Source organism: Hymenobacter setariae, assembly GCF_007713685.1.
Classification (GTDB): Bacteria; Bacteroidota; Bacteroidia; order Cytophagales; family Hymenobacteraceae; genus Hymenobacter; species Hymenobacter setariae.
The window spans coordinates 964,244-981,385 of the sequence record NZ_VMRJ01000002.1; the positions used below are offsets into that span (position 1 = coordinate 964,244).

14 protein-coding genes are annotated in these 17,142 nt (G+C 60.1%); 6 read left to right on the plus strand and 8 right to left on the minus strand.

What is annotated here, in order from left to right:
* The first annotated feature begins 33 nt into the window (after window positions 1–33).
* Together FNT36_RS10490 and FNT36_RS10495 are read left to right on the plus strand one after the other, a co-directional pair.
* Window positions 34–222, plus strand: coding sequence for a hypothetical protein (locus FNT36_RS10490; protein WP_144847208.1), 189 nt, complete (start codon window positions 34–36; stop codon window positions 220–222).
* 426 nt (window positions 223–648) lie between these two features.
* Entirely contained in the window at window positions 649–2,106 is a 1,458-nt protein-coding gene (locus FNT36_RS10495) for a TonB family protein (protein WP_233635824.1), read from the plus strand.
* A 93-nt stretch (window positions 2,107–2,199) separates the two neighbouring features.
* On the opposite strand, the gene FNT36_RS10500 is transcribed toward FNT36_RS10495, so the two are convergent.
* From FNT36_RS10500 to FNT36_RS10510, 3 genes are all read right to left on the minus strand, one after another.
* Window positions 2,200–3,174 carry a transglutaminase family protein gene (locus FNT36_RS10500; protein ID WP_144847212.1) on the minus strand — a complete coding sequence of 325 codons (975 nt, stop codon included), beginning with the start codon at window positions 3,172–3,174 and terminating at the stop codon, window positions 2,200–2,202.
* Window positions 3,175–3,307: 133 nt separating this feature from the next.
* Window positions 3,308–4,237 carry an alpha-E domain-containing protein gene (locus FNT36_RS10505; RefSeq protein WP_144847214.1) on the minus strand — a complete coding sequence of 310 codons (930 nt, stop codon included), beginning with the start codon at window positions 4,235–4,237 and terminating at the stop codon, window positions 3,308–3,310.
* 182 nt (window positions 4,238–4,419) lie between these two features.
* Window positions 4,420–5,868 carry a circularly permuted type 2 ATP-grasp protein gene (locus tag FNT36_RS10510; protein WP_144847216.1) on the minus strand — a complete coding sequence of 483 codons (1,449 nt, stop codon included), beginning with the start codon at window positions 5,866–5,868 and terminating at the stop codon, window positions 4,420–4,422.
* A 230-nt stretch (window positions 5,869–6,098) separates the two neighbouring features.
* Here FNT36_RS10510 and FNT36_RS10515 point away from each other — a divergent pair, with 230 nt between their 5' ends.
* Entirely contained in the window at window positions 6,099–7,181 is a 1,083-nt protein-coding gene (locus FNT36_RS10515) for a zinc-binding metallopeptidase family protein (protein ID WP_144847218.1), read from the plus strand.
* Window positions 7,182–7,201: 20 nt separating this feature from the next.
* Here FNT36_RS10515 and FNT36_RS10520 read toward each other — a convergent pair whose 3' ends face one another.
* The gene (locus tag FNT36_RS10520) at window positions 7,202–8,152 is read right to left on the minus strand and encodes a Ppx/GppA phosphatase family protein (protein WP_233635825.1); all 951 of its coding nucleotides are present in this window, start codon (window positions 8,150–8,152) and stop codon (window positions 7,202–7,204) included.
* 95 nt (window positions 8,153–8,247) lie between these two features.
* On the opposite strand from FNT36_RS10520, the gene FNT36_RS10525 reads away from it, so the two are divergent.
* Window positions 8,248–8,556, plus strand: a complete 309-nt coding sequence (locus FNT36_RS10525) for a hypothetical protein (protein WP_144847220.1) — start codon at window positions 8,248–8,250, stop codon at window positions 8,554–8,556.
* 19 nt (window positions 8,557–8,575) lie between these two features.
* Window positions 8,576–8,938, plus strand: coding sequence for a hypothetical protein (locus FNT36_RS10530; RefSeq protein ID WP_144847222.1), 363 nt, complete (start codon window positions 8,576–8,578; stop codon window positions 8,936–8,938).
* Here FNT36_RS10530 and FNT36_RS10535 read toward each other — a convergent pair.
* Window positions 8,931–9,815, minus strand: coding sequence for a class I SAM-dependent methyltransferase (locus FNT36_RS10535; RefSeq protein WP_144847224.1), 885 nt, complete (start codon window positions 9,813–9,815; stop codon window positions 8,931–8,933). The two genes, FNT36_RS10530 and FNT36_RS10535, sit on opposite strands and share 8 nt — an antisense overlap.
* Window positions 9,816–10,085: 270 nt before the next feature.
* Here FNT36_RS10535 and FNT36_RS10540 point away from each other — a divergent pair, with 270 nt between their 5' ends.
* Entirely contained in the window at window positions 10,086–11,984 is a 1,899-nt protein-coding gene (locus FNT36_RS10540; protein WP_144847226.1) for a peptidoglycan D,D-transpeptidase FtsI family protein, read from the plus strand.
* A gap of 12 nt (window positions 11,985–11,996) precedes the next feature.
* Here FNT36_RS10540 and FNT36_RS10545 read toward each other — a convergent pair whose 3' ends face one another.
* From FNT36_RS10545 to FNT36_RS10555, 3 genes are read right to left on the minus strand one after another with little or no spacing between them, the layout of a single operon-like run.
* Window positions 11,997–13,139, minus strand: coding sequence for a DUF3322 and DUF2220 domain-containing protein (locus FNT36_RS10545; protein WP_144847228.1), 1,143 nt, complete (start codon window positions 13,137–13,139; stop codon window positions 11,997–11,999).
* Window positions 13,132–16,545, minus strand: a complete 3,414-nt coding sequence (locus FNT36_RS10550; RefSeq protein ID WP_144847232.1) for an ATP-binding protein — start codon at window positions 16,543–16,545, stop codon at window positions 13,132–13,134. Before FNT36_RS10550 ends, FNT36_RS10545 begins: the two co-directional genes overlap by 8 nt.
* Entirely contained in the window at window positions 16,529–17,116 is a 588-nt protein-coding gene (locus FNT36_RS10555; RefSeq protein WP_144847234.1) for a DUF4194 domain-containing protein, read from the minus strand. Before FNT36_RS10555 ends, FNT36_RS10550 begins: the two co-directional genes overlap by 17 nt.
* Window positions 17,117–17,142: the final 26 nt, after the last annotated feature.

Genomic DNA, 17,142 nt, shown 5'->3' on the forward strand with positions numbered 1-17,142 from the left:
ACGATAATACTATAATTCAAAGCGGCATCAGCTATGAAAACGCCTCGCTTGCAAATAGCCTTCTACCTGTTTCTCACCGGGCTGCTGCTCGCGGTGGCCGCCCTGCGCTTCGGTCACCACATTACCAAGAGTAGCTTCTGGCTGTGCTATGGCGTGGCGCTAGCACTTGGGATAATAGTGCGCTGCCTACCTAGGAAGCCTTTAACCGAGAAGGATTTTTAAAAGCAGCTTTTAAGAAAGAGAGGCAGTGCAAACTGTTGCACCGCCTCTTTTGCTGGCTGTTAGTGCATCAAAAAGTAAATGCGAGTAGCGTTGCTAGGAGCTTCATTCCACTGCTTCCTCAGCCGATAAGCCATTTTAAACGCAGTTACGAGCAAGCATAAATGCCCGAAAGTGGCTCCTGGCAAAACCCTGCCCGGTAGTAAAGTATTTGCCAGCAAATTTCACAAATGCCCTAGGTGCTTACCTCCAGGAGGATGCTAGAACAAAAGGGCTTCGTGGGCTATGAGCCTACCGCTACCACGCCTTAGTGGCACAGGACGACTACCGCCGCTTTGCGCTGCACAAGCTACTGGGCGGCTATCTCGGCAGCTCGTTTACGCAGCCCGCACTCGCTGGCAAAGCCACCTTCAAAGCCGACCCGTAACTATGAGCATTTTCTCCCTGCTAATCTGGCTGGTGGGCACGTTGCTGCCCCTAGGTGCTTTGTGGCTGGTGTACCGGCTGGCGCTGCGCGGCGAGCGCTGCTTCGGCTACAACCGGGCCTTCTTGCTGCTGGCCCCGCTGCTAGCGGCTGCGCTGCCCCTGCTGCCGCGCCCGGCGCTGCCGCTGTGGCTCAACAGCTCCACTGTGGCCGTGGCTACCAGCAAAACTGGTGTAGCGGCGGTACTGCTGCCAGTGGTGCAGACTGAGCCAGTAGCAGCCTCTAGCGCTGGGTGGTCGGCATGGGAATGGCTTGGGGCCGTTTACCTCGCTGGGGTAGCCCTAGGGCTGGGACGGTTGGCCTGGCAGGTAGGGCGGCTGTGGTGGCTGGCCCGCCGCCTGCCGCGCGAGGTGCGGTCCAGCTATGTGCTGGCCTACACCGGCGGGCAACTGCCGGTCAGTTCATTCGGCCGGGTCGTTTTCTGGGATGAAACGGCCCACCTACTGCCCGCCGAGGCCGCGGCCGTGCTCACCCACGAGCTGGCCCACGTGCAGCAGCGCCACACCTTCGATGTGCTGTGGCTCGAAGCGTGGCGGGCTGTGCTCTGGCCCAATCCTTTTGCCCATCTGCTGCTGCCGGCCCTGCGCCTCACCCACGAGTTGCTCGCCGACCGAGCCGCCGCTGGGGGCGCTTCCCAAGAGATGGTTTACCCCACCTTGCTAGCTCGCTTGGCAGCCCAGCAACTGAGTGGGGTAGCGTATTCCACACTACTCCAGCCCTTCACTTTTTCCTTCACCCTCACCCGCATTGCTATGTTGCAGAATCAAGTTCCCGTGCGCCGCTGGAAGCAGTGGCTCGTGTTGCCCGCCCTAGGTGGATTATTCTTTCTCGGTAGCCACGCCGCGCTGGCGCAGGGCGGGCCAGTGCCTAGCGCCGCGCAGCAAAAAGCTTGGCAAGATGATATCGCTCGTAAAACACGCATAGCTGAGCGCGAAGATTCTATACGAACAGGTGGCAAGTATGAGCCGGGCACTACGCAGCAGGTCAATATCATTTATGGGAATAAACCGGGCGAAGCGGTAGTAACCGTGACGCGAGTGCCAGTGCGCCCCGCGCCTCCTCAACCAACTACTAGCGGCGGTAAAAAGGTATTCACATACGTAGAGCAAATGCCGCAACTACCCGGTGGAGGCGGGCAGGCAGCTATCGTGAATACCATTCGCCAGAACGTGGAGTATCCAAAGTCAATGACTAAGGGGAATACTCCGAAAGGCAAGGTTTTTGCGCAGTTTACAGTAAATGAGAAAGGCGAAGTGCGGGAGACTAAAATCGTGAAAGGCTTAAACCCAGCCCTCGATAATGCCGTGTTAGCTTCTATACAGCAGCTACCCCGCTTTGAGCCCGGCCGGCAAGACGGTAAGCCAGTTGCAGTAAGCTTTACTGTGCCCGTAACATTTCTATAAGCTCTACGTGGCTAAATACCACTAGAAGAAATAAAGCCCGCCGGGTAAGCCCTCAGGCCCGCCCGGCGGGCTTTTAATTGCGCGGTACCTCGACTACTGCTGCTGTTGTTGCTGTTGCTGCTCCCACAGCAGGTATTTGCGGTACGAGTTGACCGGGGCCTCAGCGGCGGGCGACTGCTGCACGTACACCGGCGCCTCGGTTACTTCGTCGGGTAGGCGAGGGGTGCCGTTTTCAATGTGCACCGAAACTTCCAAGGTATGTGCGCCGGTGCCTTTGTAAGTGCCTTTAGTGGGCGTGCAGTCGGCAAACTCGCGGCCGATGGCCATGCGCACGTGCCCGTCATTCACGATGCAGTTGTTGGTGGGGTCGAGGCCCAGCCAGCCGTAGAACGGTACGTAAACCTCGACCCAGGCGTGGGTAGCGCCCGCCCCACGCACGCCCTCTTGGCGGGGGCACACGTAGCCGCTCACGTAGCGGGCCGGCAGCCCCATAAGGCGCAGCAAGTAGAGCAGCATGTGCGCAAAGTCTTGGCACACGCCCGCCCGCAGCCGCCAGATTTCTTCAATGGGCGTTTCGATGCTGGTTACGCCCTGGCGGTACTCAAACTTATCGTGCACATATTCGGAGAGTTCGAGTGCCTGCTTCAGCGGCTTAGCCCCAAAAGTGACAATGCCCCCTAGTGCCGTCCGCAACTCGGCCTCCAGCTCCGAATGCGGCGATTTTAGGAAGTCCATGAAGGCTACATCGGTGCGCAGGTTGGCCAGGTTTTCCCACTGCGTAGCGGCGGGTTCCTCATCCATCGGAAACTGGATGGCACGCGTTTCGACCTCGGCCACCGACTCAATCAGCAGCTCGGAATGCGGCGCAATGAGTGAGAAAACGCCGACCTGATTGCCGAAATAATCGGTGAACAGCGCCACCTCTGGCTGCCCCGTGATGCTCACGGTATGGCTCTTTACCGTCAGCCGGTGGTCGGGCAGCGGGTATATCATTAGCTGGTTGGTGCAGTCGGTAACTGGCGCGGCGTAGGCGTAGCGCGTGCGGTGCAGGATTTTATAGGTAGGCATAAGTTTAAATAGCAAGTCGATTTTGTCCTTGCGCGCACCGGGCCGGGCAGCAAGCGCACTTATTGAGCCGCGCCATCCTTAGTGCGCTTGCTGCCCGGCCCGGTGCGCGCAAGGACAGACGCGTTAGGGTACCTTAGCCGTTGCCAAAGTACAGGTTGCTCAAGGCGGCCGTCACGTCCAGCAGTTCACCTCGCACTTGGCCCAAAAACTGACCTAGGGCGCCGGGCTGCTGTGCATGCATCGTGCTGTAGGCCACCGTAGTGCGCGCCTTGCCAATGAGAAAGCGCAGCTGCTCGTAGCTCTCGGGCCGGCTTTTGTCCTTGAGGCGCTCGCAGTAGCGCAGCAGTTGCTCGAGGCTGTAGCGCAACGAGTGCGGAAAGTCTGAATTGTAGAGCACTAGTTCTAGCACGCTAGTGGCGTCAATCTGGCCCTGGTAGGTTTTGACGTACAGCTCATAGCCCAGCAGACCGTAGAGCAAGTAGCGCAGCTCGGGCGAGTGCGCCACGTTTTCCTGGTCAAATAAATGCTGATTGATGCGCAGTAGGTCAACCGTTTGCAGTGCGCGCTCCAGAAACTTGCCTAGCTTGAGGTAGAGGTAGCCTTCATCGCGGGGCATGGTGTTTTGGACCGTGCCCACATACAACACGCTCTGCTGCGTAAGCGCATCGAGGCCCGATACGGGGTCTTCGCCAAGGGTAAGGTGCGCCATGTCGTCGCGCCTGATGAGGTGGTAGTAGTCGTTGAGGCTCTGCCACACCTCCTTCGTAATGTGGTCTTGCACGGCGCGCGCATTCTCACGGCCCCGCACGATGTTGTGATACACCGACGCCCCGTTTTCGCGGTCAAAAATGAGATGGTAGAGCACCTGCGGCGTGTGCGGCGCCTTTTTGGCGATGTCCTCGTCGCTGAGGTCGCCGAAGGCATACAGCAGCGGCAGCCAGCCCCAATAGTGCGGCTCGTCTTGCGAAGCAATGTATTGAATACGAATAACCTGCAGCATGGCCTGGGTGCGCTCCATGTAGCGGCCCAGCCAGTAGATAGTGTCGGCAACGCGAGAAAGCATAGGGTTGTGCTAGCGTGTAACCCCACCCCCCGGCCCCCTCCCCTCCGGGAGAGGGGGAGCCTGACGATAGTGGTAAGCTTTGGGTAAAGTGTTGTTTATAAGTAGTAAAGAGCTGTCTAATTATGTTAGGCTCCCCCTCTCCTGGAGGGCAGGGGGCTGGGGGTGGGGTTACACGCTAGCGCTTAATTGCCCAGCACCCACGTATCCTTGCTGCCTCCGCCCTGCGACGAATTCACAATCAACGACCCTTCTCGTAGGGCTACCCGCGTGAGCCCGCCGGGCACAATATCAATGCCCGAAGGCCCGCACAGCGCAAACGGCCGCAGGTCGATGCGCCTAGGTTGCAGTTTGCCATCGATATAGCACGGCGTAGACGAGAGGCTGATAATGGGCTGGGCAATGAAGCTGCGCGGGTCGCCCAGAATGGCTTGGCGGAAATCGGCCATCTCGGCCTCCGTAGCGGCGCTGCCGATGAGCATGCCGTAGCCGCCGCTCTCGTTGGTGCGCTTAATCACCATCTTGTCCATGTCCTTAAAAACCAGCTCGCGGTGCTCGGCATTTTCGAGCTGGTAGGTGGGCACGTTTTTCAAAATTGGCTCCTCGCCTAGGTAGTAGCGTATCATGTCGGGCACGTAGCAGTACACGGCTTTGTCATCGGCCACGCCGTTGCCCATGGCGTTGGCAATAGCTACGTTGCCCTTGCGGTAGGCCCAGTACAGGCCCGGCACCCCGAGGGCGCTGTCGGGCCGGAAGGCGAGCGGGTCGAGAAACTCATCATCGACGCGGCGGTAGATAACGTCTACTTTTTCCAGCCCCTTCGTGGTTTTCATGTACACAAAGTGGTTGTGCACGATGAGGTCGCGGCCCTCCACCAGCTGAATGCCCATGAGGCGCGCCAAGGTGCTGTGCTCAAAATACGCCGAGTTGTAGATGCCCGGCGAGAGCAGTACCACCGTGGGGTCGCTGGTCTGGTGGTCGGCCAGTGCTTGCAAATTACGGTACAGCAAATCGGGGTAGCCTTTGACCGGTAGAACGTTGCTTTTGGGCAGTAAGTCGGGGAAAATGCGGTACGTGATGCTGCGATTCTCCAGCATGTACGACACCCCGGAGGGCGTGCGCAGGTTGTCCTCAAGCACGTAAAACTCGCCGTCGTGGTCCCGTATGAGGTCCACGCCCGCAATGTGCGTGTACACGTCGTGCGGCACCTGCACATTCATCATTTCGCGCAAAAACTGCGGGCACGAGTATACGAGCGCCGCCGGTACCACGCCATCCTTCAAGATAAACTGTTGGTGATAAATATCTTTTAGAAAGATATTCAGCGCCTTCAGCCGCTGCTTGATGCCCGCCTCGATGCGCAGCCACTCGCTATTAGAGATGATGCGCGGAATAACGTCGAACGGAAAAATCTTCTCTATGCCCTCGCCGCTGCTGTACACCGTGAAGGTGATACCCTGGCTCATAAAAAGCTTTTTAGCCAATTCGTCCTTGCGGGTCATTTCGGCGCCAGCTAGGTTTTCAAGCGCTGCCACGAAGGCCTGGTATTCGGGCCGCACCGCACCGGCCTGAAACATCTCATCCCATACCTGGGGCTGCTCGGCATAAGAACTTAAAAGCGGATTGTTCGGCATAGCGCAGGTGGTATAAGTTCGGGGGTCTCTTCAAAGTAAATTATATTCTGTAGATACCCTAGGGGCTAAATAAACAACGTAAAATTTAAAAATATAGCTGAATAGTATAGCAATGCCCTTAAATGATACAGTCACCTGAAAAATGATGATTGCTAACACTTGCCGCTGTTTAGTACTCAACTTCCCCGCCGCTTGTCCGTTCATAGCCAACGTATCAAGCCAACTTCTGTGTGAAACTCTTTAGCTGCACCCACTGCGGGCAAGTAGTATATTTTGAAAACAGCCAGTGCGAAAAATGCCACTACCCACTGGGTTTTGAATCTACCCAGCTCCAGCTGCGCCCACTGGTAGCCGAGCCCGACGGTCGCACCTATCGTATTTATAACGAGCCGGCTAGCAGCACATACGCTTATTGCCAAAACCACCAGCACGACGCTTGCAACTGGTTGGTGCCCACAGATAGCGCCACGCCCTTCTGCCTGGCTTGCGACCTCAATCGCACCATTCCTGACCTAGGGCAACCCGGCTTCTTGCAGCGCTGGCAGAGTATCGAAGTGGCCAAGCACCGCCTTGTATACAGCCTACTGTGCCTACACCTACCCGTGGTGAGCAAGCGCGTGTACCCCGACGAAGGCTTGCAATTTGATTTCAAAGCCGACGAAAGCCCCGAGCAACGCGTCATGACGGGCCACGACAACGGGTTAATTACCATTAATATAGCTGAGGCAGATGCTATCGAGCGCGAGCAGGCTCGGCAGGCCATGCACGAGCTGTATCGTACGCTGCTAGGTCACTTCCGCCACGAGGTGGGCCATTATTATTGGGACCGTCTTATTGCCAAGTCGCCCCACCTAGAGGAATTTCGGCAGCTTTTTGGCGACGACCGCCAGGACTACGGCGAAGCCCTTAAAAGGCACTACGCCCAGGGCGCCCCGCCCGACTGGCAGCAGCACTTCATCAGTGCTTACGCCACCAGCCACCCCTGGGAAGACTGGGCCGAAACCTGGGCCCACTACCTCCACATCATCGACACGCTGCAAACGGGCTCGGCCTACGGCCTGCGCCTCGAGCCCCTCGAAGAACTATCAGAGCAAGGCCTGCGCGCCGCCATTCAAGACCCCTATCAAGTAGCTGATTTTGGCCAGATTATGGCCATGTGGCTGCCGCTCACTTTCGCGCTCAACAGCCTCAACCGCAGCATGGGCCAACCCGACCCATACCCCTTCATCATCAGCCCCGATGTGCAGCGCAAGCTCGCCTTCATCCACAAAGTGGCCGGTGATAGGGTAGGGCTAGAGTCTAGCAAAAAGTAGTTCGGGCTTTGTAGTCCGAGCTACTTGCCTAGCAACTCGGCCAGCAGGCCTTCTTTCAAAGCAAAAGCCGAGGTCGTAATGCGCGTTAAACCATACGTTTTCAACACGTATTCCACAATAACGCTGGCTACCACCAGCATGTCGGCCCGCATCGGAAACATACCTGGTAGGGCCACACGCTCGTCATGGTTGAGGGTGAGCAACTGGGCGAAGTGTTGCTCAAAGTTGGACACCGACAGCCAGGTGCTGGGCGGCAGTTCGGCTTCCTTGCGCACGCGGCCCACCGTAAGGTCGGCCAGCGTATCGAAGCTGCCCGAACTGCCCACTAGCCCGGCTAGCGGCTTGTGCTCGGCCACGGCCGCCGTGAGCGGCGTCAGCGTTTCGGCTAGGTAGGCGATTTGGGCGCGCAGGCTTTCGCGCGGAAACACGCCGCTAGGCTCGGTGAAGAACTTATCGAGCAGCCGCTGCGCGCCAATCTCAAAGCTCTGCTTCCAGAAAATGGTGTCCTCGTTGGCAATGATGAACTCGACCGAGCCGCCGCCGATGTCCATCAGCAGGTGTTTTTCGGTACCTAGGGCCACCGCTTGCCGGATGCCTTTGGCAATGAGCTCGGCCTCGCGCTCGCCACCGATTACCTCTACCTGAATGCCGGTTTGGTCCAGGATGTCGCGCACTAGGTCGGAGCCGTTGCGCGACACGCGCATGGCGCTGGTGGCCGTGGCGCGCACCTCCGTCACCTGGTGAAGTTCTATTTCTTCCTTAAAGCCGCGCAGCGTTTGCAGGGCGCGGGCGTAGGGCGCGGGTGCTATTTCGCCCTGGCTGATACCACCTTCACCTAGGCGCACGCCTACTTTGGTGCGCACTAAAGTGTGCGGCGGCTGGCCCGGCCGGTCTTCCACAATAAGCAGGTGGAAGGTATTGGTACCCATGTCAATAAGCGCCAAGCGGCGGTGCAGTACGGGAGCGTGCATATAGAAGCAAAGAGAAAGCAGATGCAGCGGGGCATCGGCGCAAGATAGCGGCCGGTCTTATAAACGTTGTGGCTGAGCTCTGCGTAAAATGAATAATGGATGAGGAAAAATTGGTTTCCACTAAGAAATGCCCTTTCTGCGAGCAGTGGTCGGAGTGGGATATGCAGCCCAACGACCGCTGCTCGCACTGCGGCAAGCTCCTTGACCCCCAGGCCAGCAACCGTGCCCGGCAAGAAGCCGCCACAGCCCACAAAAATGCAGCATCTAGGATACGCCTTATCCAGATTCACCCCGACGATTCGGCCATCATACGGTTTTTGAAGTGGATAGTCCGGGGTGGCCAGCTGCTGTTCATCGCGCTGCTGTCATTTTTTATCTGGGTAGCGACGATTGCGGCGGGCTAGCGAGAAATGGTATAGCCACTTGCACCACCCGCTGATGGTGGGCGCCGCGCTGCTCTATGCTGCCCTGCGGCTCAATCACGGCTGGCTGCACCAGCCACTGCCCACCCTGGTCAGCTCTTACCTAGGCGACTTGCTATGCCTGCCGCTGCTACTGAGCCTGGCGCTGGCCGCGCACCGCGGCCTGATAGACCGGTGCGGTACCCTGCCGGTGGCGTGGCTGGTTGGAGCGTGGGCGGGCGTATCAGTATGGTTTGAGGGATTGCTGCCGCTGTGGTCACCCCGCGCCGTCGCCGACCCATTCGATGTGCTAGCTTATGGGCTGGGTGCTTGGCTATTCCACCACTGGCTCAACCGTCCGCTGCCGCAGGGTGCGCCTAGGTAGCAAAGCGGCAGAACGTGCCCAGCGGCAGCTTGCGCTTGTTGGCGTCGTGCAAATAGATTTCGCCCAACTCGCGCACAGCCTTCTTGCCGGGGAAAATGGCCTGGGTCAGATTGTCCAATATCAAGCCCGAAAAGCCCAGCGAATACAAGTTTATCACCAGAAAATGGTCCTCGGGGTCGAGCAGCTGCTGGCTGAGCTTGAGCATCTCGTTGAGCTCGTCTTCTAGCTGCCACTTCTCGCCGTTGGGGCCGCGGCCGTAGGCGGGCGGGTCCAGGATGAGGCCCTGGTATTTGCTGCCGCGCTTCACCTCGCGGCGCACGTATTTCATGGCGTCTTCAACCAGCCAGCGCACGCCGTCGAGGCCACTGGCCTCCATGTTGTCGCGGGCCCAGAAGTTAACCTGCTTCACCGAGTCGAGGTGCGTCACGTCGGCCCCGGCGGCGCGGGCGGCCAGCGTGGCCGCGCCAGTGTAGGCAAACAGGTTGAGCACCCTAGGCAGCTTGGCTTGGCGCTTACGGGTCTGGTTATAAATAAATTGCCAGTTGGGGTCTTGCTCTGGAAATAGCCCTACGTGCTTAAATGAGGATAAACCCAGGCGGAAGCGCAACTTCAAGCCATCGGGCCGCTCGTAGCCGATAACCCACTGCTCGGGCATGCCTTTTTTGAGGCTCCACTGGCCTTTTTCGGTGCTGCCAGGGGCGCGGGCAAAGGTGGCATCGGCGCGCTGCCACTCGCTGGCGGGCAGGGCCGTGTCCCAAATGGCCTGGGGCTCGGGGCGGGCCAGCACATACTTGCCGAAGCGTTCGAGCTTCTGAAAGTTGCCGCTGTCGAGCAGCTCATAGTCGGGCCAGGGCGAGGTAGTGAGGAAGTCGTACACAGCACAAAAGTACGGCCGCCCGGCGGCGCTATTAGGTAACAGTGCGCTAGGCCACGCGTTAAAAACTGGCTGTCATGCTACGCGGGTGATGCAGCTTATCGCATGCAGCGGTACTACTTACCTGAGGAGAGGCGTCGCCAGTTCAGCATGACAGCCAATTTTCAAGGGTTAGTAGTGAGTACAGCGTGTTCAATTCCTGCTTTAAAGAGGGGTAGCCGCCGTTCGCCGAAGTCACGGGCAAGCTCCTTGCCTCAGCCGTAACTTTACTTGATGTTTCCCACCCGCTTACCCACTTTTCTTGCGCTACTAACTACCCTAGGCGGCCTCGCCGCGTGCTCGGCTCCAACTGCCTCAGCCCCAGCCGAAGACTACTACGACTGCCGCGAGGTATACGAGCCCATTCGGGGGCAATTGCTCGACCGCCACGGCGAGCCGCTGGTGGCTACGCGGGCGCACTACACCCTCACGCTGCCCAAGCTGGCTGAATTCGATACGGTGGCTTTCAACCAGCTCATGGGCTGGCCTGACGGTGCGTTGCAGGCGCGGGTATTTGCGGCCCGGCTGCCAGCAGGGCCGCCGCCCCGCCGCCCCGAGCTAGTACCCGATTCGCTGGGCAATATGCCTCCTGATACGGCCAAGCCCAAGCCCGCCCCACCTAGGGTGCAGCGCTGGCCCATCGAGCTGACCCTCACGCAGCCCGAAGCAGCTAGCCTGCGCCACCACGCCGCCGAGTGGCCGGGCCTAACGGTGCGCCGCCGCCGCGAGCGCACCTACCTCACGCAGGTGGCCGCGCCGGTGCTGGGCTACCAACCAGCCGCCGCGGCGCCGTTTCTGTACCTGGCCCAAAAGCTGGAGCGCGGCCGCTACTACCGCCTGCGCAACCCCGGCATCGAGGGTTATTATAATACTCTGCTGACCGGCCACCGGGGTGCCTACCACCCGCGCACCGATGGGCACGGCCGCGTGCACGGCCGTTGGGCCGCCGATACTATCTATCAGGCCGGGCAAGACTTGCATTTGAGCCTCGATGCCAAGCTGCAAGCCTATGCCGAGCGCCTGCTGGGCGAGCGCCGCGGCTACATCGTGGCCCTAGAGCCTAGCACCGGCGAAATCTTGGCCTGTGTGTCGGCCCCTAGCTACGACCCCGCCGTGCTCACCGCGCCCGGCCGCAACCCCGAGCGCCGCGCCCTGCTGCAAGACCGCGAAAACCGCCCGCTGCTCAACCGGCCCGCCGTGGCTGCTAGCCCACCCGGCTCGGTGTTCAAACTCGTGAATGCCGCCGTGGCCTTGCAGCTCGGGGCCATTACCAATGATACCTCGTTCCCCTGCGACCAGTCGCTCATCAATTGCGTGCACCAGCACCCGCAGGCGCGCAACCTCACGCTGGCCCTGAAATACAGTTGCAACCCCTATTTCTATCAAACGCTGCGCGCTGTGGTAGACCCTAGGCCCGACTCGGCGGCCACGCTGGCCGACACCGTGGCGGCCCGCCACACCAATCTAGGCGCGTGGCGGCGCTACGTGCGCTCGTTTGGCCTCGACACGTTGCTGGGTGTGGACATTGCCCGCGAGCAGCCCGGCTTTTTACCCACGCCAGCGTATTACGACAAGGCACGCCGCACCAAGAACTGGACGTTTAAGTCTATTTACTCACTCAGCATCGGGCAAGGCGAAATCAATCTGACCGGCCTGCAAATGGCGAATGTGCAAGCCATTATTGCCAATCGGGGCTGGTACATCACGCCCCATTTCGTGAAGGCCATCGGCCGCACGGGCAAGCCGCTGCCGCGCTTTCTCGAAAAGCACCGCACCCTAGTCGATAGCGCCAACATTGCCGCCTTGGTGCCCGGCATGATGGCCGCCATGCAGCGCGGTGGCACCGCCGAGCTGGCCAGCCTTGCCGATGTCGGCATCACAGTAGCTGGCAAAACCGGCACTGTGCAAAACGACGAAGGCGACGACCACGCCACCTTTGCAGGCTTCGCCCCGGCAAATAAGCCCAAGATTGTGGTGGCCGTTTACATTGAAAATGCGGGTTTCGGCGGCCTGTCGGCCGCGCCTTGCGCTGCACTCGTGATGGAGAAGTACTTAAAAGGCCACATTGCGCCGAAGCGCAAGAAGTGGGAGAACTGGCTGCGATGTGGGAATTTGGCGAGCCAGAGGCGCTAGTATAGATAGCAGCTACGTGCTGGCTTGTAGCATCAGGTGAACTGCTGCTGCTACATAAGCCGCCGGCAACTGCTCCTGCTCGAGCCGCCCGTTGGTGCGCAGCAATTCCTGGTATAGTACCTGTTCATCGGGCGTGAGGCCAGGCAGCGCCTGTGTCGCAAACCCCGTACCCACGCCCCCGGCGTGGTAGCGCCGAAACGTGCCCGCGTCCATCAGCAGCGACTGCGTGGCGGGGAAGTGCACCCGCAGCCGGGCCAGAATCTGAAAGCCATGTACGTCGATATCGCCCCAGTAAAGCAGCTGCTTCTCGGCCAGCCAGTCGGCCCCCGCCAGCAGGCTCACGGCAAAGCCGCCGCCCCAGAGGACGATACTGTTTTCGAGCAAGGGAAACGAAAGAAAAGTAGTCAGGTTCTCCACTACGAACACCCGCTGGCAAAGCAGCTTCAGCTGCCGAAACTCGCTGGCCCACAAGCTCATCTGCGACACGGCCGGGTGCATCCGCTGCGCCGCATCTAGGAAGCGCAGCTTTATGCCAGGCTCCTCCAACAGCAGGTGGAAGCGGCGAAAAAAGTCGGTTTCCTCCGCCCGCACATGGTCTGGAATCAGGTAGTCGAGCAGCGGGCGCAGGGCGGCTTGGTGCTGCTCCACAAACTTGGTGGGCAGGGCCAGCGGCAGGCTGCGCACGTATAAATTGGGCTGCGGATTTTCCTCGAAATACGCGCAGACCGTCAGCAAGGCCGCCCAGTCGGCGGCATGGTCGAGCAGCAGGCGCGGCGACTGGTGCAGCAGCGGCAGCAATTCGGGCAGCGCGGCGACCGTTCGGACGGCGTTGGCTTCAAAGGCCGCAAACTCGGCTTGCTTGCCGATAAAGCCCAGGAAATCGGCCAGCGTATCGAAAGCGATGCCGCTGATTTCGCTCTGGCCTGTTTTGCGGTTGGGCTTGGTAGCCAGGGTGTAGCCCGCGCCCGTGCGGTTTTTGGAATGCGCCAGCAGCTCCTGCTGCTGCGCGTAGATATACGCGCTTCCCTGGCTGCGGTCCAGCGCTTTGCTGGCCCGCACGGGGAGCGGAAACGGGTTTTCGCCCGCCAGGTGCGCCCGCAGCACGGGCACGTACTGGCGCAGGGCTTTGGTACGCAGCTCACTTAGGTTAATCATAGGCAACTTCGGCGGCTAGCAGCGCCTCTTTTTCAGCTTGATACACCCGAATCGGAATGTCGCGCACCACCGAGCGGCGCGGGTCTTGCTTGGCCTTCGTGACCCAGTGAATGACGTGTACATCTTTTTCGAGCAGGTGCAGCGAGGTCAGTGGCGTCACCACCATCAGCTGCAAACCCAGGCTGGCGCATAGCTTGAGCAGATATGCCGACTTATCTTCGTCGAGCTTGCTAAACGCCTCATCGATAACGATAAATCGGAACGAGCGGTGCCCGCCCGCCTCGCGGTTGATGCCGAATTGGTAGGCAATGGCCGCGCCCAGCACCGTGTAGGCCAGCTGTGCACCCTCGCCGCCCGAGAGGCTGCCCGAGCTTTCGTACACCTGCTTCGAGGTTTTGTCGGCCCGGTAGTATTCGCGGGCCTTGAAGCTCGACCAATTGCGCACGTCGGTGACTTCGAGGCGCCATTTTTCCTGGTCGCGCAGCGCCAGAATAAAGGGCTGAATCACGGCCGTGAAGTGCTCAATGTCCAGCTCGCGCTGATTGCTGGCCAGGCCGCGCAGCGTGAGGTCGGGCTGCCAGTTGCGGAGCTGCTCGAAGCGAAATTTGTGGATGAGCGGCCGGGGCGAGTCGGTGCGCTCCAGCTGGATGTAGGTGTCGGGGTTGAGGTTGAAGGCAATGCCGCGCAGCGACTCATTTATCTGGTCGATGGTGTCGCGGATGAGTTCGTGCTGCTCTTCGAGCGAGGTCACGAAGTCGCTGAGCGCCTTGGTCACGCCGCGCTTAAACTCGTCGTGAAAGCGGCTTTCCAGCTCGACCAGGTTTTCGTGCCGGATGCTGTGGTAGCGGTCCAGGTACTCGGGCAGGCGCTCAATTTCCGCCTTTAGCTCGCGGGTGTCGCTTTCCCAGTCCGCAAACTTAGCGGTAACAGCCGCGCCGGGCCGCAAAAAGCCGTCCATCGCGTGGCAAATCTGGCGGACCAGTGCCTGCACCTGTTCGTACTGCCGGCCTATGCGGCGCTGCAATTCCTGCTCAAACTGCTGCTTCTGCGCCGCAAACTGCGCGTAAGTAAGCTGGCTGGCCAGCTCCTGCGTCAGCTCATGCAGGCTGCCTAGGTCGGCCGCCGGGCGCTCAGCTTCAAATGAGGCCAGTTGCCGCTGCGCCGCTTGAAGCTGCTGCTGAAGCGTTTTGAGCAGGTCTTCGGTGCGGGTGAGGCGCTGATTGGTGGCCTTGATTTCGTCGGCTTGTTTTTGCCAATCGGCTTTCAGCGCCCGCAGCTGCTCCTGCATGGTTTTCAAGGCGGTGCTGTCGTTTTCCAGCGCGTTGAGTCGGTTCGTTAAATTATTTATTTGTATTGTGTCAGCGTGGTAGTCGATTTTAGAAAATTGCTGTGCCAGCAGAAAAGTCGTAAGCCGGGTTTCCTGCTCCTCAACTTGTTCAATCTCCTTGTTCAGACGGCGCAGGCCGGCTTCGGCTTTGACAATGGCCTCGCTCAGGGCACGGGCATGGCGGGTGCGCTCACGGCGTAGCTCGCGGTTATCCCAGCCCAAAATGTGCTCCTGGCGGCGGCTGTCGTCGCGCTCGTGGCGGTTTTTGTTGCGCACCAGGCCCGAGGGTAGCAGCGCCTTGTCGGCCCGCTCGAAGGTGGCCGCATCTTCGGTGCAGAGGTGGTCGAAGCGCGTGGCAATGTGGTGCTCGGCCCAGGCCGCGTACTCGCTGTCGGGGTTGAACTCGAGCTTGCCCCACACCGTACGCTCGTCCGGGAACAGCGGGGCCGGCACCCGGCGCTCCACGCGGTGAAATACTATTTTGCCCCGCAAATTCTCCTGCTCGTGTACGTAGGCCCGTACCGCCGAATACAGCCGCTCGGGCACCAGTAGGCTTAGGCCGGTGCTGTGCAGCAGCTTTTCGAGGGCGTCGTTCCACACAGCGCGCTCGCCGGGCTTCACCTGCATCACCTCCGCTACGAAGGGAATTTCGGCTTCGCTGGCCTCTACAGCCTCCAATATTTCCTGCCGGATTTCGGCCGGCCGGCGCGTGATTTTGCCGCTGCTGCTTTCGAGTTGTTTCAGCTCCGCTTCCAGCCCGGCAAACTCCTTTTTCTGGTCTTCGATGCCCAAGCGCGCCGCAAACTTCTGGTCGTCCAGCGCCTGCTTGGTTTGACGCAGCTCTCGCTGCAAGGCCAGCGCCCGCTCGATATTGGCGGCGAAAGTGCCCGCGTCGGGGTTTTCGACCAGCCCCAGGTGGCGGGCCAGCGTGTTGTAGCCGCGCAGGCTTTGTTCTTTATCTTTTTTGCTTTTGGTGAAGTAGCTGATGTCGCGGTTCAGGTCGCGGATTTGCTGCGCCACCTGGTTGTTGGCCACCTGCACTTCCAGCGCCACGCGCTGTGCATCGATAGTTTCGTGGGAGTGCTCCTGCTGGCCCAGCAGGTCAATAAGCTGGTTTAATTCCCGGTTCTGGCGCGCCAGTTCGGCGCTCCACAAAACTACCTGCTGCGTTGCAAACCACGGCTCTAACAGTTGCTGCTGCGCCCGTAGCTGGCCCAGGGCCTGCCGCAGCTGCTCGTATTCGGCGCTCAGGTCGTGTACCGGCTGGAGCAGGTGCAACTGCGCGCGGGCTTTTTCGAGGGCGCGGTAGGCCGTGAGTAGCGTTTGGTAGTTGCTGAGTAGCTTGGCAAACTCGGCTTCGGCGGTGCTCTCCTCCAGCATATTGGTGCGGATAAACTCGTCGAGGTCGCCCAGCACTTTCATGCCCACGGTCTGGTTGAAGAGTGTCAGCGCCTTGTCGCTCCGCATCCCAAACAGGCGCTGAAACGCCGCTGAGTACTTTGGGAAAGTGTCGAAATCTTCCACCACGCGGTCGGCAAATTTCTTTTTCAGCTGGCTAACCCACTGCCCACCCGCGCCCACCTGAATGTGCTCGGCAATGTTCAGCTCGGCCCGGGCCACCAGGTAGCGCCGCTGCAAGCCACCCGCGTTGAACCAGCGCACCTGTACCAGCGTCACGGGCTGGGCCTGCGCATTGGTAAATACGCCCAGAATGACGGAAAACGTGCCCTCGCGCTTACGCAGCTGCTCCACCCGCGACTTCTGCTGCTCCTCGCTCTGCGTGCGCCCGTAGTGCCCTTCCACATACGATTCTTCGCTGCGGTCGGTGCGCTTTTGCGCGCCCGACGACTGGTTGAAAAACCGCTTGGCCGGGTTCACCAGCAGCGCCAGCAGGCCATCGACCAGCGTGGTTTTGCCCGAGCCATTCGCGCCCGTCAGCAGTGTGTTCTGGCCGCCTGGCTTCAGCTCCCAGATGTCGCTTTGCGCGCTGCCCTCGTGAAACGTGCCCCAGTTGAACACTTGCAGCCGCTGCAGGCGGTAGCCCGCCGGCCCGGTCAGCTCCTCAAAAAGATTCAGCATGGCGTTGCAGCTTTTCCTTGAATTCTTCGAGTTTTTCGAGGCTAATTTTGGCCTTGAGCAGCGCCTTCACCTCGTACTGCGTCTGGTCGGGCTGAGCGTCGTCGCGGCGGTTCACTTTCAGCAGGCCGTGCGCTACCAGCTTCTCTATCACCTCATCGAGTCGGCCGAGCCAGGCCTTGCGGTTGGTGGGCTGCTGAAAAAATAGCTCCACCCGCTCCCGGATTTCCACCCGCGTGGCAAACAGGCGGCGGGTCATCGTCTGGGCGCTGGCCTCGTGTTCTTCCAGCCACTCGCGCAGCACCACGCCCAGTAGGCTTTGCTCGTAGCTGAGACCCACGCGGCGCAGCAGGCGCAGGGGCGGGGCGGGGTCGTCCTCGGCCGGCGCGGGCTGCGTGAGGCGGGCGTAGCCATCGGTGCGGTTCACCTCCAGCTGCACCCCGATTTGCTCGAAATACGCTCGCACGGCTATTTCGTGGTCTTGCAATTGCTGCCAGTACTGCGGGTCGTCGTCGGAATACAGCGCGTGCGTTTGCAGCAGCTTGATGATGACTGAGGCGTAAGGTTTGGGCATAGAGTAGGAAGTAGGATAAAAGTCTG